The sequence below is a fragment of the Citrobacter amalonaticus genome (assembly GCF_002918555.1).
GTDB classification, from domain to species: Bacteria; Pseudomonadota; Gammaproteobacteria; order Enterobacterales; family Enterobacteriaceae; genus Citrobacter_C; species Citrobacter_C amalonaticus_A.
Window position 1 is genome coordinate 883840 of the sequence record NZ_PQMB01000002.1, and the last position, 15104, is coordinate 898943.

Annotated in this window: 11 protein-coding genes and 7 tRNA genes; 17 read left to right on the forward strand and 1 reads right to left on the reverse strand. The window is 53.8% G+C overall.

What is annotated here, in order from left to right; genetic code table 11:
• Window positions 1-12: 12 nt before the first annotated feature.
• The 11 genes from nagA to C3432_RS09790 all read left to right on the forward strand — a co-directional run bounded on the left by nagA (window position 13) and on the right by C3432_RS09790 (window position 6375).
• Window positions 13-1161, forward strand: a complete 1149-nt coding sequence (gene nagA / locus C3432_RS09740) for an N-acetylglucosamine-6-phosphate deacetylase (RefSeq protein WP_103776408.1) — start codon at window positions 13-15, stop codon at window positions 1159-1161.
• Between the two features lie 8 nt (window positions 1162-1169).
• On the forward strand, window positions 1170-2390 hold the full coding sequence (gene nagC, locus C3432_RS09745) for a DNA-binding transcriptional regulator NagC (RefSeq protein WP_103776409.1): 1221 nt from the start codon (window positions 1170-1172) through the stop codon (window positions 2388-2390).
• Window positions 2391-2528: 138 nt separating this feature from the next.
• Entirely contained in the window at window positions 2529-3281 is a 753-nt protein-coding gene (gene nagD, locus C3432_RS09750; RefSeq protein ID WP_103776410.1) for a ribonucleotide monophosphatase NagD, read from the forward strand.
• Between the two features lie 253 nt (window positions 3282-3534).
• Entirely contained in the window at window positions 3535-5199 is a 1665-nt protein-coding gene (gene asnB, locus C3432_RS09755; protein WP_103776411.1) for an asparagine synthase B, read from the forward strand.
• 223 nt (window positions 5200-5422) lie between these two features.
• A tRNA-Met gene (locus C3432_RS09760) sits at window positions 5423-5499 on the forward strand.
• Between the two features lie 8 nt (window positions 5500-5507).
• Window positions 5508-5592 (forward strand) — tRNA-Leu (locus tag C3432_RS09765).
• 23 nt (window positions 5593-5615) lie between these two features.
• A tRNA-Gln gene (locus tag C3432_RS09770) sits at window positions 5616-5690 on the forward strand.
• A 36-nt stretch (window positions 5691-5726) separates the two neighbouring features.
• Window positions 5727-5801, forward strand: a tRNA-Gln gene (locus C3432_RS09775).
• 14 nt (window positions 5802-5815) lie between these two features.
• Window positions 5816-5892: transfer RNA gene (locus C3432_RS09780), tRNA-Met, on the forward strand.
• Between the two features lie 175 nt (window positions 5893-6067).
• Window positions 6068-6142, forward strand: a tRNA-Gln gene (locus C3432_RS09785).
• 158 nt (window positions 6143-6300) lie between these two features.
• Window positions 6301-6375 (forward strand) — tRNA-Gln (locus tag C3432_RS09790).
• A 94-nt stretch (window positions 6376-6469) separates the two neighbouring features.
• Here C3432_RS09790 and ubiF read toward each other — a convergent pair.
• Window positions 6470-7645: a 3-demethoxyubiquinol 3-hydroxylase gene (gene ubiF / locus C3432_RS09795; protein WP_103776412.1), complete on the reverse strand. Its 1176-nt coding sequence runs from the start codon at window positions 7643-7645 to the stop codon at window positions 6470-6472.
• 146 nt (window positions 7646-7791) lie between these two features.
• Between ubiF and miaB the strand changes: the two genes are divergently transcribed.
• The 6 genes from miaB to C3432_RS09830 all read left to right on the forward strand — a co-directional run bounded on the left by miaB (window position 7792) and on the right by C3432_RS09830 (window position 14895).
• The gene (gene miaB / locus C3432_RS09800) at window positions 7792-9216 is read left to right on the forward strand and encodes a tRNA (N6-isopentenyl adenosine(37)-C2)-methylthiotransferase MiaB (protein ID WP_103776413.1); all 1425 of its coding nucleotides are present in this window, start codon (window positions 7792-7794) and stop codon (window positions 9214-9216) included.
• A gap of 352 nt (window positions 9217-9568) precedes the next feature.
• On the forward strand, window positions 9569-10615 hold the full coding sequence (locus C3432_RS09810) for a PhoH family protein (RefSeq protein ID WP_103776415.1): 1047 nt from the start codon (window positions 9569-9571) through the stop codon (window positions 10613-10615).
• Window positions 10612-11079, forward strand: coding sequence for an rRNA maturation RNase YbeY (ybeY, locus tag C3432_RS09815; RefSeq protein ID WP_103776416.1), 468 nt, complete (start codon window positions 10612-10614; stop codon window positions 11077-11079). The genes C3432_RS09810 and ybeY overlap by 4 nt, the downstream gene beginning before the upstream one ends.
• Before the next feature lie 95 nt (window positions 11080-11174).
• The gene (gene corC, locus C3432_RS09820; RefSeq protein WP_024130542.1) at window positions 11175-12053 is read left to right on the forward strand and encodes a CNNM family magnesium/cobalt transport protein CorC; all 879 of its coding nucleotides are present in this window, start codon (window positions 11175-11177) and stop codon (window positions 12051-12053) included.
• A gap of 23 nt (window positions 12054-12076) precedes the next feature.
• Window positions 12077-13615, forward strand: a complete 1539-nt coding sequence (lnt, locus tag C3432_RS09825) for an apolipoprotein N-acyltransferase (protein WP_103776417.1) — start codon at window positions 12077-12079, stop codon at window positions 13613-13615.
• Between the two features lie 371 nt (window positions 13616-13986).
• Complete coding sequence (locus C3432_RS09830; RefSeq protein WP_181012894.1) at window positions 13987-14895, forward strand: amino acid ABC transporter substrate-binding protein; 909 nt, start codon at window positions 13987-13989, stop codon at window positions 14893-14895.
• Window positions 14896-15104 lie beyond the last annotated feature (209 nt).

Sequence of the window (15104 nt, forward strand, 5' to 3'; positions counted from 1 at the left end):
TCGGGGGTCGGAATGTACGCTTTAACCCAGGGCCGGATCTTTACCGGTCACGAAATTCTTGATGACCATGCGGTTGTTGTCGCTAATGGCCTGATCGAAAGCATCTGTCCAGTGGCCGAACTGCCGGCAGATATTGAACAACGCTCGCTGAATGGGGCCATTCTCTCCCCCGGTTTTATTGATGTGCAGCTAAACGGCTGCGGCGGCGTGCAGTTTAACGATACGGCAGAAGCCGTGACCGTTGAAACGCTGGAGATCATGCAAAAAGCCAATGAGAAATCCGGCTGCACCAGCTACCTGCCGACGCTGATTACCACCAGCGATGACCTGATGAAGCAAGGTGTCCGCGTTATGCGCGAATATCTGGAAAAGTATCCGAATCAGGCATTAGGTCTTCATCTGGAAGGCCCGTGGCTGAACCTGGTGAAAAAAGGCACCCACAATCCAAATTTTGTCCGTCAACCTGACGCTGCGCTGGTCGATTTCCTGTGCGATAATGCCGATGTGATCGCCAAAGTGACGCTGGCGCCGGAAAAGGTTCCCGCTGAAACGATCGGCAAACTGGCGAATGCCGGTATTGTCGTCTCTGCCGGCCACTCCAACGCCACGCTGAAAGAAGCGAAGGCCGGGTTTCGTGCAGGGATTACTTTCGCCACTCACTTGTTCAATGCAATGCCGTATATCACCGGGCGTGAACCGGGTCTGGCAGGGGCAATTCTGGATGAAGCAGACATCTACTGCGGCGTCATTGCTGATGGCCTGCACGTTGACTACGCCAACATTCGCAACGCCAAACGGCTGAAAGGCGACAAGCTCTGCCTGGTCACCGATGCAACCGCGCCCGCAGGCGCAAACATTGAACAGTTCATTTTTGCTGGTAAAACAATATACTACCGCAATGGGCTGTGTGTGGATGAAAACGGTACGCTCAGCGGTTCGGCATTGACCATGATCGAAGGCGTGCGTAACCTGGTTGAACATTGCGGTATCGCCCTCGACGAAGTCCTGCGTATGGCTACGCTCTACCCGGCTCGTGCGATTGGCGTCGACAAACAGCTCGGCAGCATTGCCGCAGGCAAAGTGGCAAACCTGACCGCTTTCACGCATGACTTTAAAATCATCAAGACCATCGTTAATGGTAACGAGGTCGTTACTCAATAAGAGAAAATATGACACCAGGCGGACAAGCTCAGATAGGGAATGTTGATCTCGTAAAACAGCTTAACAGCGCGGCCGTTTACCGCCTGATTGACCAGCATGGGCCAATCTCGCGGATCCAGATAGCCGAGCAAAGTCAGCTTGCCCCCGCCAGCGTAACCAAAATTACGCGTCAGCTTATTGAACGCGGGCTGATCAAAGAAGTCGATCAGCAGGCCTCCACCGGGGGCCGCCGCGCTATCTCTATTGTTACCGAAACCCGCAATTTCCACGCCATTGGCGTCCGGCTTGGTCGCCATGATGCGACCATCACCCTTTTTGATCTGAGCAGCAAAGTGCTGGCCGAGGAGCACTATCCTTTGCCGGAGCGCACTCAGGAGACGCTGGAACATGCGTTGCTCAATGCGATCACCACCTTTATCGATACCAGCCAGCGCAAAATTCGCGAGTTAATTGCTATCTCCGTGATCCTGCCCGGCCTTGTCGATCCCGATAGCGGCATGATCCACTATATGCCGCATATTCAGGTGGAAAACTGGGGGCTGGTTGAGGCGCTGGAACAACGTTTTCGCGTGACCTGTTTTGTCGGTCACGATATCCGTAGTCTGGCTCTGGCAGAGCACTACTTCGGTGCAAGTCAGGATTGTGAAGACTCCATTCTGGTGCGCGTTCACCGCGGTACCGGTGCCGGAATTATTTCTAACGGACGAATCTTTATTGGCCGTAATGGCAACGTTGGCGAGATTGGTCATATTCAGGTTGAGCCGCTGGGCGAACGCTGCCACTGCGGGAACTTCGGCTGTCTGGAGACTATCGCCGCCAATGCCGCCATTGAACAACGCGTCCTCAATTTACTGAAGCAAGGCTACCAGAGCCGCGTGCCGCTGGATGATTGCACCATCAAAACCATCTGCAAAGCGGCTAATAAGGGCGATAGCCTGGCATCCGAAGTCATTGAACACGTAGGACGCCATCTGGGTAAAACGATCGCGATTGCCATTAACCTGTTTAATCCGCAAAAAATCGTCATTGCCGGGGAAATTATTGAAGCCGATAAAGTGCTGCTCCCGGCGATTGAAAGCTGTATCAACACTCAGGCACTGAAGGCGTTTCGTAAGAATTTACCGGTGGTGCGCTCGACGCTGGACCACCGTTCCGCCATTGGCGCCTTTGCGCTGGTGAAGCGCGCAATGCTTAACGGCACGCTGTTACAGCATTTGCTGGAAAACTGAAGCGCTCTTATATACCTAATGGATTTCGAATTGTATCGAGGCGGCAAGTCGATGTGACTGGGGTGAGTGGACGTAGCCAACAAAAATACAATTTGAAGGGTATAATATCTGATTACTAACAGAATCTCTGGGTAGTTCATGACCATCAAGAATGTAATTTGTGATATCGACGGCGTGCTGATGCACGACAACGTAGCCGTTCCCGGCGCGGCAGAATTCCTGACGGGAGTATTAGAAAAAGGGTTGCCGCTGGTTCTGCTAACCAATTACCCGTCACAGACCGGCCAGGATCTGGCAAACCGCTTTGCGACCGCTGGCGTTAACGTACCGGACAGCGTGTTTTATACCTCCGCCATGGCAACCGCCGATTTCCTGCGTCGTCAGGAAGGCAAGAAGGCCTACGTCGTGGGCGAAGGCGCGTTGATTCACGAACTGTATAAAGCCGGTTTTACCATTACCGACGTTAACCCGGACTTCGTGATTGTCGGTGAAACCCGCTCCTATAACTGGGACATGATGCATAAAGCCGCCTATTTTGTGGCGAATGGCGCACGCTTTATCGCCACCAACCCCGACACCCACGGCCGTGGTTTTTATCCCGCCTGCGGTGCGCTCTGTGCCGGTATTGAGAAGATTTCCGGACGCAAACCGTTCTACGTCGGCAAACCCAGCCCGTGGATTATTCGCGCGGCGTTAAACAAAATGCAGGCGCATTCGGAAGAAACGGTGATTGTGGGTGATAACCTGCGTACCGATATTCTGGCAGGATTCCAGGCGGGTCTTGAAACCATTCTGGTGCTTTCCGGCGTATCGACCATTGACGATATCGACAGCATGCCGTTCAGACCCAGTTGGATCTACCCTTCCGTCGCCGAAATCGACGTCATCTGAAGCCAGCCACGTCCCAGGACGTGGTTTTTCATTTGCACATCAGAAGCAAAATCACTCATTCAATAAAAACGCCATAAAAATGAATATTCACTAATAAACGCGCTCATTACGTATTCTTTTTTTATCAATCAGCAATCGTTATTGCGTTTTTTCCTTTTCTGCCTGTAAATCTCTTGCGCCTCTCGCCCCTTTGCGGCATTTTCTAAAACAAGCAAACAGTAAAGCACCGCACAACGGGTTAACGGAGAAAGTTATGTGTTCTATTTTCGGCGTATTCGATATCAAAACTGACGCGGTTGAACTGCGGAAAAAAGCCCTCGAGCTGTCACGCCTGATGCGCCATCGCGGCCCGGACTGGTCAGGCATTTATGCCTGCGATCAGGCGATCCTGGCCCATGAACGTCTGTCTATTGTTGACGTCAACGCGGGCGCTCAGCCGCTGTATAACGAAAAGAAAACCCACGTGCTGGCCGTTAACGGAGAGATCTACAACCATCAGGCGCTGCGCGCAGAATATGGCGATCGCTATCAGTTCCAGACCGGTTCCGACTGCGAAGTGATCCTCGCGCTGTATCAGGAAAAGGGGCCGGAATTCCTCGACTCCTTGCAGGGTATGTTTGCCTTTGCGCTGTACGACAGCGAGCAGGATGCATATCTGATTGGCCGTGACCATATCGGTATCATCCCGCTGTATATGGGCTATGACGAGCACGGCAACTTTTATGTTGCTTCTGAAATGAAAGCGCTGGTGCCGGTTTGTCGCACCATTAAAGAGTTCCCGGCGGGCAGCTACCTGTGGAGCAAAGACGGGGAAATCCGTCAGTACTATCAGCGTGACTGGTTCGGGTATGATGCAGTCAAAGACAACGTCACCGACAAAAACGAATTGCGCCAGGCGCTGGAAGAGGCCGTCAAAAGCCACCTGATGTCAGATGTCCCTTACGGCGTGCTGCTCTCCGGCGGCCTGGACTCTTCGGTGATTTCTGCAATCACCAAGAAATTCGCCGCTCGTCGCGTAGAGGATCAGGAGCGTTCAGAAGCCTGGTGGCCCCAGTTGCACTCTTTCGCCGTAGGTCTGGAAGGTTCTCCGGATCTGAAAGCCGCTCAGGAAGTGGCGAACCATCTCGGTACCGTGCACCATGAAATCCACTTCACCGTGCAGGAAGGTCTGGACGCGATCCGCGACGTGATTTATCACATTGAAACCTACGATGTCACCACTATCCGCGCCTCTACGCCAATGTATCTGATGTCGCGTAAAATCAAAGCGATGGGAATCAAAATGGTGCTCTCCGGCGAGGGATCTGACGAAGTGTTTGGCGGCTATCTGTACTTCCATAAAGCGCCAAACGCTAAAGAGTTGCACGAAGAGACCGTCCGTAAACTGCAGGCGCTGCATATGTTTGACTGCGCACGCGCCAACAAAGCGATGTCCGCCTGGGGCGTAGAAGCTCGCGTACCGTTCCTCGACAAGAAATTTCTCGATGTGGCGATGCGTATCAACCCGGAAGACAAAATGTGTGGCAATGGCAAAATGGAAAAACATATCCTGCGCGAATGTTTTGAATCCTACCTGCCGGCAAGCGTGGCGTGGCGTCAGAAAGAGCAGTTCTCTGACGGCGTAGGTTACAGCTGGATCGATACCTTAAAAGAGGTGGCGGCAGAGCAGATTTCCGACCAACAACTGGAAACCGCTCGCTTCCGCTTCCCGTACAACACGCCTTCATCAAAAGAAGCGTATCTGTACCGTGAGATATTTGAAGAGCTGTTCCCGGTCCCGAGCGCCGCCGAGTGCGTACCTGGCGGGCCGTCCGTCGCCTGCTCTTCTGCGAAAGCCATCGAATGGGATGAAGCATTCAAAACAATGAACGATCCATCGGGTCGCGCCGTCGGCGTACACCAGTCGGCTTATAAATAAGTCAGCGTGATGAAAAGGGCTCAACAGAGCCCTTTTTTTATCCTGAAATCCTGTCCCGAAAACGTTTAATAACCAATAATTGCCGAATATTGCGTCACGCTGTTCGCAACCTAACCAAACAGTCACATTCCGGTCGTTTTCGATGAAAAAGGGGTTGACGCTTCAAGGCTCAATACGCATAATGCGCCCCGCAACGCCGATAAGGTAACGCGCGAAAAAAGATGGCTACGTAGCTCAGTTGGTTAGAGCACATCACTCATAATGATGGGGTCACAGGTTCGAATCCCGTCGTAGCCACCATCTTTTTTGCGGGAGTGGCGAAATTGGTAGACGCACCAGATTTAGGTTCTGGCGCCGCAAGGTGTGCGAGTTCAAGTCTCGCCTCCCGCACCATTCACCAGTACGCGTTGCACGGATGGGGTATCGCCAAGCGGTAAGGCACCGGTTTTTGATACCGGCATTCCCTGGTTCGAATCCAGGTACCCCAGCCATATTTCTTCGAGTTTGCGGATTACCGCGACGGTCATTGGGGTATCGCCAAGCGGTAAGGCACCGGTTTTTGATACCGGCATTCCCTGGTTCGAATCCAGGTACCCCAGCCATCGAAGAAATATCTGGCTACGTAGCTCAGTTGGTTAGAGCACATCACTCATAATGATGGGGTCACAGGTTCGAATCCCGTCGTAGCCACCATATTCAGAGCATGTTGATTCACGTTGACAGGTTCGAAAAAAGACATAACTGGAGTATCTCCAGGCGGTAAGGCACCGGGCTGAGTCCGGCACGAGATACGAGACGGTATAATTGGGGTATCTCCAGGCTGTAAGGCACCGGGCTGAGTTCGGCACGAGATACGAGACGGTATAATTGGGGTATCGCCAAGCGGTAAGGCACCGGATTCTGATTCCGGCATTCCGAGGTTCGAATCCTCGTACCCCAGCCAAATTTAAAAGACGTTCAGACAACGAACGCAAGAAGCCCAATAATTGGGGTATCTCCAGACGGCTGAGTCCGGCACGAGATACGAGACGGTATAATTGAGGTATCTCCAGGCTGTAAGGCATCGGGCTGAGTCCGGCACGAGATACGAAACGGTATAATTGGGGTATCGCCAAGCGGTAAGGCACCGGATTCTGATTCCGGCATTCCGAGGTTCGAATCCTCGTACCCCAGCCACCTTAGAAAAGCTCGCTTCGGCGGGCTTTTTGCTTTTCTGAATTTCTTGCCTGATAGCAGGCCCGGTAAGCATCGCTCCCACCGGGCCCCCTGATTACAACCCTAACGCATATTTCAGCGCCTGGCGTTTCAGCACGCCAGCGCGTTCTGCCGCCATCAGCCCAAGATTGCGCATAATACGCAGCGGCTGGAGATTATTGCTGAATCCGGCATAGAACAGATCCATCCCGCTCTGCATAACGAAGTTATCCGCCATGCGGCGCGCCTGATAACGTTTGAGTACCGGCTGGCTGGCCCAGGATTCACCGTAGCTGCGGGCATTCACCAGCACATCCAGCAGCGCGTCAACATCGCGATAGCCCAGGTTTACCCCCTGCCCGGCTAAAGGATGAATGGTGTGCGCCGCATCGCCTACCAGCGCAAGTCCTGGCTGAACATACTGCAACGCATGGCGACGGGTAAGCGGGAATGCACCCGATGCGACGGGCGTCACCGCTCCCAGCCGGGATGGGAAGTGTTTGTTAATTTCATTCTGCAACTGCGGCATACTCATCCCCTGCAACTGACGGATCCGCGCCGGAGCGTCATACCACACCAGCGATGCCCAGTTGTCAAATAGCGGCAGAAACGCACGCGGCCCGTCCGGGGTAAACTGCTGCCAGGTGCTGTCGCCGGGTTCGTTCTCACACTGTACGGTAATCAACATGCACGACTGCGCATACTGCCAGGCATGAATGCCAATTCCGGCCATTTGACGCACCTGGGAATTGGCCCCATCCGCGCCAATCACCAGTTTTGCGCAGATACGTTCACCGCCAGCCAGTTCCAGGACATGTCGATCGTTGTCGCGATGCAGGGCAATCAGAGAGGCAGGAACGCGCAGCGTCACCTTCGGATGTCGTTCCAGCGCCTGCCAGAGCGCCTGTTGCAGAACGCTGTTCTCGACCATATACCCAAGCAAAGGCAGTTTAAGTTCCGCGGCATCAAACACCACATGGGCATTCTCCCACTCCCAGGTTTCCAGCCGACGATACGGATGGCTGCGCATCGCCTGAACCGCCTCCCAAACCCCCAGACCTTTCAGCAGCGAGACCGATGATGCGCTTATCGCTGAAATGCGCACATCAGGCTGGCTGTCAGCCACAAAAGGCGCCGGTGCGGCATGTTCAATCACCGTAACGGTAAATCCATGCTGCGCCAGCCCCAGCGCCAGCGCGCCACCGACCATTCCCCCGCCGACAATGGCAATTTCCGTTGGTTGATTTGTCATGGTCAATCATCCTGTTACATGTATTGTGTAAGTTTACAGGATTTTTTACCCCTTGAGGCTGATAACGGTCATACTGGTCACAACCGCGCCGAAGCATTACACTATGCGCCCTGCATTCCTGGCTACTATTTCGCAAGAGCAAGTCGATGACCAAAAAACTCCATATTAAAACCTGGGGCTGTCAGATGAACGAGTACGATTCATCGAAGATGGCCGATCTGCTGGACGCTACCCACGGGTATCAGCTGACCGACGTGGCGGAAGAAGCGGATGTGCTGCTGCTGAATACCTGCTCAATCCGCGAGAAGGCTCAGGAAAAAGTCTTCCATCAGTTAGGCCGCTGGAGACTGTTAAAAGAAAAGAACCCGGATCTGATTATCGGCGTCGGGGGCTGCGTGGCTTCTCAGGAAGGCGAGCATATCCGTCAACGCGCGCACTATGTTGATATTATTTTTGGTCCGCAAACGCTACATCGCCTGCCGGAAATGATTAACTCTGTTCGCGGCAACCGCAGCCCGGTGGTAGACATCAGCTTCCCGGAGATCGAGAAGTTCGACCGTCTGCCGGAACCACGCGCCGAAGGCCCAACCGCGTTTGTCTCCATTATGGAAGGCTGCAACAAATATTGTACCTACTGCGTGGTGCCTTACACCCGCGGTGAAGAGGTCAGCCGTCCATCCGACGATATTCTGTTTGAAATCGCCCAGCTTGCCGCTCAGGGTGTGCGCGAAGTGAACCTGCTCGGCCAGAACGTTAACGCCTGGCGCGGTGAGAACTACGACGGCACCAGCGGATCGTTCGCCGATCTGCTGCGTCTGGTAGCCGCCATTGACGGGATCGACCGGATCCGCTTCACCACCAGCCACCCCATTGAGTTCACCGATGATATCATCGAAGTTTACCGCGACACGCCGGAGCTGGTGAGTTTCCTGCACCTGCCGGTACAGAGTGGCTCCGACCGCGTGCTCAACCTGATGGGGCGTACCCATACCGGGCTGGAATATAAAGCTATCATTCGTAAACTGCGGGCGGCGCGTCCGGATATTCAGATAAGTTCCGACTTCATCGTCGGCTTCCCAGGCGAAACCACCCAGGATTTCGAACAGACCATGAAGCTGATTGCCGATGTCAATTTCGACATGAGCTACAGCTTTATCTTTTCCGCGCGTCCGGGAACGCCGGCAGCCGATATGGTTGATGACGTGCCGGAAGAAGAGAAAAAGCAGCGCCTGTATATTCTGCAAGAGCGTATCAACCAGCAGGCGATGGCCTGGAGCCGTCGTATGCTTGGCACCGTTCAGCGCATTCTGGTGGAAGGCACTTCACGTAAGAGCATTATGGAGCTGTCTGGTCGTACCGAAAACAACCGTGTCGTGAACTTTGAAGGCTCCCCGGACATGATCGGGAAGTTTGTCGATGTGGAAATCACCGACGTGTGGACAAACTCTCTGCGCGGTAAAGTGGTGCGTACCGAAGACGAGATGGGCCTGCGCATCGCAGAAACCCCGGAATCGGTGATTGCCCGTACCCGCAAAGAGAACGATCTGGGCGTCGGTTTTTACCAGCCTTAATCACCATAGCCCCTCCTCTACCCCCTAAATAATTCGAGTTGCAGAAAGGCGACAAACGAGCAAATCCCCAGGAGCATAGATAACTATGTGACTGGGGTGCGCGACAAATCTGTCGGGAACAGATTTGAACGTCGCTGAGCGACGGCCCGTAAGGGCGAGTCTCGTGAATGAGACGAGTAACTCCGCAGGCAACGCCTCTGTGGCTTGAAGTATGACGGGGCGGGCCTTGTAATCGCTCTCATCATCCCCATATTTATTGCAGTGCTTGCGCCTTTCTTCTGCGGCGTGAATAATTTCCTTATCAGCCGGTGAATATTGTTCTTCCGGCTCTCTATGCATTAAGAGGAACAGTTTGAACATAGACACTCGCGAAATCACTCTTGAGCCGGCAGACAATGCCCGTCTGCTGAGCCTTTGCGGCCCGTTTGATGACAACATTAAACAGCTGGAACGCCGTCTCGGCATCGAGATTAACCGCCGTGACAACCACTTTAAACTGACCGGTCGCCCGATTTGCGTCACCGCTGCGGCGGATATTCTGCGTAGTCTGTACGTTGATACTGCCCCCATGCGCGGCCAGCTTCAGGATATTGAACCGGAACAGATCCACCTTGCCATTAAAGAAGCGCGCGTGCTTGAGCAGAGCGCCGAAAGCGTGCCTGATTATGGCAAAGTGGTGAACATCAAAACCCGGCGTGGGGTGGTTAAGCCACGCACGCCGAACCAGGCGCAGTACATCGCTAATATCCTCGACCACGACATCACCTTTGGCGTCGGTCCTGCCGGTACCGGCAAAACTTACCTGGCCGTTGCCGCTGCCGTTGATGCCCTTGAACGCCAGGAAATTCGTCGGATTTTGTTGACCCGTCCGGCGGTTGAGGCTGGTGAAAAGCTGGGCTTCCTCCCGGGCGATCTGAGCCAGAAGGTAGACCCTTATCTGCGCCCGCTGTATGACGCGCTGTTCGAGATGCTCGGCTTTGAGAAGGTCGAAAAGCTGATTGAGCGTAACGTGATTGAAGTCGCCCCGCTGGCCTATATGCGCGGTCGTACGCTGAACGACGCCTTTATCATTCTCGATGAAAGCCAGAACACCACCATCGAACAGATGAAGATGTTCCTGACCCGCATTGGTTTTAACTCAAAAGCGGTGATCACCGGCGACATTACTCAGATAGACCTGCCGCGGAACACGAAGTCCGGCCTGCGTCACGCAATTGAGGTACTGGCCGAGGTTGACGAAATTAGCTTTAACTTCTTCCACAGCGAAGACGTCGTGCGCCACCCGGTGGTTGCCCGCATCGTTAACGCCTATGAGGCCTGGGAAGAAGCGGAACAAAAACGTAAAGCAGAGCTGGCGGCAGAGCGCAAGCGTGAAGCCCAGGAGCAGGAACAGAAATGAGTCAGGTGATCCTTGATTTACAGCTGGCGTGTGAGAATAACGCCGGTTTGCCGCAAGAGAGCCAGTTTCAGACATGGCTGAATGCGGTCATTCCCCAGTTTCAGGAAGAATCAGAAGTCACGATTCGTCTGGTGGACGAAGCTGAAAGCCATAACCTTAACCTGACGTATCGCGGGAAGGATAAGCCGACCAACGTGCTCTCTTTCCCGTTTGAGGCACCGCCTGGCATTGAGATGCCGCTGCTGGGCGATCTGATCATCTGCCGTCAGGTGGTTGAGCAGGAGGCGCAGGAACAAGGCAAGCCGCTGGATGCCCACTGGGCGCACATGGTGGTACACGGCAGCCTGCATTTACTGGGCTACGACCACATCGAAGATGACGAAGCGGAAGAGATGGAATCCCTCGAAACAGAGATTATGCTTGCTCTGGGCTATGAGGATCCGTACATTGCCGAGAAGGAATAAGCTGTCGGGTACGCGCCCGACCTCCCGTGAAGCCATGCGCTGAGTTTGCGCGCACTGAGCGACCCATTAACCAACATGAGAACCCATACGACGCCATGAGCGACGACAATTCACACAGTAGTGACACCTTAAACAGCAAAAAGGGATTTTTCTCCCTGTTACTGAGCCAACTTTTCCACGGTGAACCAAAAAACCGTGACGAACTGCTGGCGCTGATCCGTGATTCCGGGCAAAACGACCTTATCGATGAAGATACGCGCGATATGCTCGAAGGGGTAATGGACATTGCGGACCAACGCGTTCGCGACATCATGATCCCCCGTTCCCAGATGATTACCCTGAAACGCAACCAGACTCTGGATGAGTGCCTTGATGTTATCATCGAGTCCGCCCACTCGCGCTTTCCGGTAATCAGCGAAGATAAAGATCACATTGAAGGGATTCTGATGGCCAAGGATCTGCTGCCGTTTATGCGCAGTGATGCCGAAGCCTTCAGCATGGAAAAAGTGTTACGCCAGGCCGTTGTCGTCCCGGAGAGCAAACGCGTTGATCGGATGCTCAAAGAGTTCCGCTCCCAGCGTTACCATATGGCTATCGTCATCGATGAATTCGGCGGTGTTTCAGGTCTGGTGACGATTGAAGACATCCTGGAGCTGATCGTCGGTGAAATTGAAGACGAATACGACGAAGAAGACGATATCGACTTCCGTCAGCTCAGTCGCCACACCTGGACCATTCGCGCTCTCGCGCCCATTGAAGACTTCAACGAAGCCTTTGGCACCAGCTTCAGCGACGAAGAGGTCGACACTATTGGTGGACTAGTGATGCAGGCGTTTGGTCACCTGCCCGCGCGCGGGGAAACTATTGACATCGATGGTTACCAGTTCAAGGTGGCGATGGCTGACAGCCGTCGTATTATTCAGGTTCATGTCAGAATTCCGGACGACTCCCCCCAGCCGAAACTGGACGAATAAACCCGAACTGGATGAAGAACTCAATGGCATTTGCCTCATTAATTGAACGCCAGCGCATTCGCCTGCTGCTGGCGTTATTATTCGGTGCCTGCGGCACGCTGGCTTTCTCTCCATACGACATCTGGCCCGCCGCGATTATTTCGCTCATGGGTCTGCAGGCGTTAACCTTAAACCGTCGCCCGCTCCAGTCCGCCGCGATTGGCTATGTCTGGGGGCTGGGACTCTTCGGTTCCGGCATCAACTGGGTCTACGTCAGTATCGCGCAGTTCGGCGGGATGCCTGGCCCGGTAAACGTCTTCCTCGTGGTGCTGCTTGCGGCTTATCTCTCGCTGTATACCGGCCTGTTTGCTGGCATTCTGTCGCGTCTGTGGCCGAAAACCCACTGGCTGCGGATGGCGATTGCCGCCCCTGTCGTCTGGCAAATGACTGAATTCCTGCGCGGCTGGGTGCTGACCGGCTTCCCATGGCTACAGTTTGGTTACAGCCAGATTGACGGTCCGCTGAAAGGTCTGGCGCCGGTAATGGGTGTGGAAGCCATTAACTTCCTGCTGATGATGGTTAGCGGCCTGCTGGCGCTGGCGCTGGTGACGCGCAACTGGCGTCCGCTGGCTGCCGCGATAGTGCTTTTCGCTCTCCCCTTCCCACTACGTTATATCCAGTGGTTTACGCTGGAGCCCGAAAAGGCAACTCAGGTTTCGCTGGTACAGGGCGACATTCCGCAGTCGCTGAAATGGGATGAAAGCCAGCTTATCAATACGCTGAAAATCTACCTTGATGCCACCCGGCCGCTGATGGGGAAATCGCAGTTAATCATCTGGCCGGAGTCCGCCATCCCGGATCTGGAAATCAACCAGCAGCGTTTTCTGGACATGATGGACGACCAGCTTAACGCTAAGGGCAGCTCGCTGATCACCGGTATCGTTGACGCGCGGCTGAACAAACAGAATCGTTACGACACTTACAACACCATTATCACGCTGGGGAAAGACAATCCGTACAGCTATGATTCTGCCAACCGCTACAACAAAAACCATCTGGTGCCGTTTGGCGAGTTTGTACCACTGGAGTCGATTCTGCGTCCTCTGGCTCCGTTCTTTGATTTGCCGATGTCCTCATTCAGTCGTGGTCCCTACGTACAGCCTCAATTGCGGGCGCACGGCCTCAAACTGACCGCCGCCATCTGCTACGAGATTATTCTCGGTGAGCAGGTGCGGGATAACTTCCGTCCGGATACCGACTACCTGCTGACCATCTCTAACGATGCCTGGTTTGGGAAGTCAATTGGTCCGTGGCAACATTTCCAGATGGCGCGGATGCGTTCGCTCGAACTGGCACGACCGCTGCTGCGCAGCACCAACAATGGGATTACGGCGGTGATTGGTCCGCAAGGTGAGATCCAGGCGATGATCCCGCAGTTCACTCGTGAAGTATTGACGACTAAAGTGACGCCAGCCACCGGGTTAACGCCTTATGCCCGTACTGGTCACTGGCCGCTGTGGCTGCTCACCGTACTGTTTGGTTTTGGTGCCGTGGTGATGAGCCTGCGTCAGCGCCGCAAATAACCCTTCCTTCTCCAGCCGGATAACGCGAACGCTTATCCTGCTGGGGTCTGCAATCCTTCCTCCCGCTCCGACGTCCATTCTGGCACGCCTATTGCTTTGTAATACAAGGCAAACGCAATTTTGGCTGAATGTGCAACCGGGTCGCACCAAAGATGAACGCCAGTGGCACCAGGATAGTGCAACGTGAGATTTTTGCCTTAAAACGGTGCGGCGCACCTCGCAAAAATAAACAAAAACACGGCAAAATCTTTACATTTAGCCAAACTAAATGCTAACAATCACGCATAACACCAAGCATTTAGGTTACAAGTTATAACAACACAATAACACATATCAATGCGTCGATGACGCAGACGATGAAGGAGTTGGATATGCAATTACGTAAGCTAACCACAGCAATGCTGGTAATGGGACTGTCTGCCGGTCTGGCACAGGCAGAAGACGCCGCCCCAGCCGCGGGCGGTACGCTGGCAAAGATCGCCAAAAATGGCGTGATCGTCGTCGGTCACCGTGAATCTTCTGTACCGTTCTCCTATTACGACAACCAGCAGAAAGTGGTGGGTTATTCTCAGGACTACTCCAACGCCATCGTTGAAGCGGTGAAGAAAAAACTCAACAAACCGGATCTGCAGGTAAAGCTGATTCCTGTCACCTCCCAGAACCGTATTCCCCTGCTGCAAAACGGTACCTTCGACTTTGAGTGTGGCTCGACTACCAATAACCTTGAGCGTCAAAAACAGGCCGCCTTCTCCGATACGATCTTTGTCGTCGGTACACGCCTGCTGACCAAAAAAGGTGGCGATATTAAAGATTTCCCTGATCTGAAAGGGAAAGCGGTGGTGGTAACTTCCGGTACGACCTCCGAAGTGCTGCTGCACAAGCTCAATGACGAACAGAAAATGGACATGCGCATCATCAGCGCAAAAGACCACGGCGACTCGTTCCGTACGCTGGAAAGCGGTCGTGCCGTTGCCTTTATGATGGATGACGCCCTGCTGGCTGGCGAACGCGCGAAAGCGAAGAAACCGGATAACTGGGAAATTGTCGGCAAACCGCAGTCCCAGGAAGCTTACGGCTGCATGATGCGCAAAGACGATCCAGAGTTCAAAAAACTGATGGATGACACCATCGCCCAGGCCCAGACCTCAGGCGAAGCAGAAAAATGGTTCGATAAATGGTTCAAAAACCCAATCCCGCCGAAGAACCTGAACATGAATTTTGAACTGTCTGAGGAGATGAAGGCCCTGTTCAAAGCACCGAATGATAAAGCGCTTAACTAATTAATTAGAAGAGTACACAAAATCTTTCAGGTTGTATCAAGGCGGCAACTGAGCGAATTCCCGGGAGCTTACATGAGTAAGTGACCGGGATGAGTAAAGGCAGCCAACGACGAGACAGCCTGAAGGGTGAAGTGTAATCAGGGAGGCTTCCCCTCCCTCTCGATTGTTACCCGGCACGGACAGACTATAAGCCTGATGGTCGTTCCCCA

Bases quoted from the DNA above. Each gene is read 5' to 3' on its own strand.
- nagA (WP_103776408.1), top strand. From the start codon at position 13: ATGTACGCTTTAACCCAGGGCCGGATCTTTACCGGTCACGAAATTCTT.
- nagC (WP_103776409.1), top strand. From the start codon at position 1,170: ATGACACCAGGCGGACAAGCTCAGATAGGGAATGTTGATCTCGTAAAA.
- nagD (WP_103776410.1), top strand. From the start codon at position 2,529: ATGACCATCAAGAATGTAATTTGTGATATCGACGGCGTGCTGATGCAC.
- asnB (WP_103776411.1), top strand. From the start codon at position 3,535: ATGTGTTCTATTTTCGGCGTATTCGATATCAAAACTGACGCGGTTGAA.
- ubiF (WP_103776412.1), bottom strand. From the start codon at position 7,645: ATGACAAATCAACCAACGGAAATTGCCATTGTCGGCGGGGGAATGGTC.
- miaB (WP_103776413.1), top strand. From the start codon at position 7,792: ATGACCAAAAAACTCCATATTAAAACCTGGGGCTGTCAGATGAACGAG.
- ybeY (WP_103776416.1), top strand. From the start codon at position 10,612: ATGAGTCAGGTGATCCTTGATTTACAGCTGGCGTGTGAGAATAACGCC.
- corC (WP_024130542.1), top strand. From the start codon at position 11,175: ATGAGCGACGACAATTCACACAGTAGTGACACCTTAAACAGCAAAAAG.
- lnt (WP_103776417.1), top strand. From the start codon at position 12,077: ATGGCATTTGCCTCATTAATTGAACGCCAGCGCATTCGCCTGCTGCTG.
- C3432_RS09830 (WP_181012894.1), top strand. From the start codon at position 13,987: ATGCAATTACGTAAGCTAACCACAGCAATGCTGGTAATGGGACTGTCT.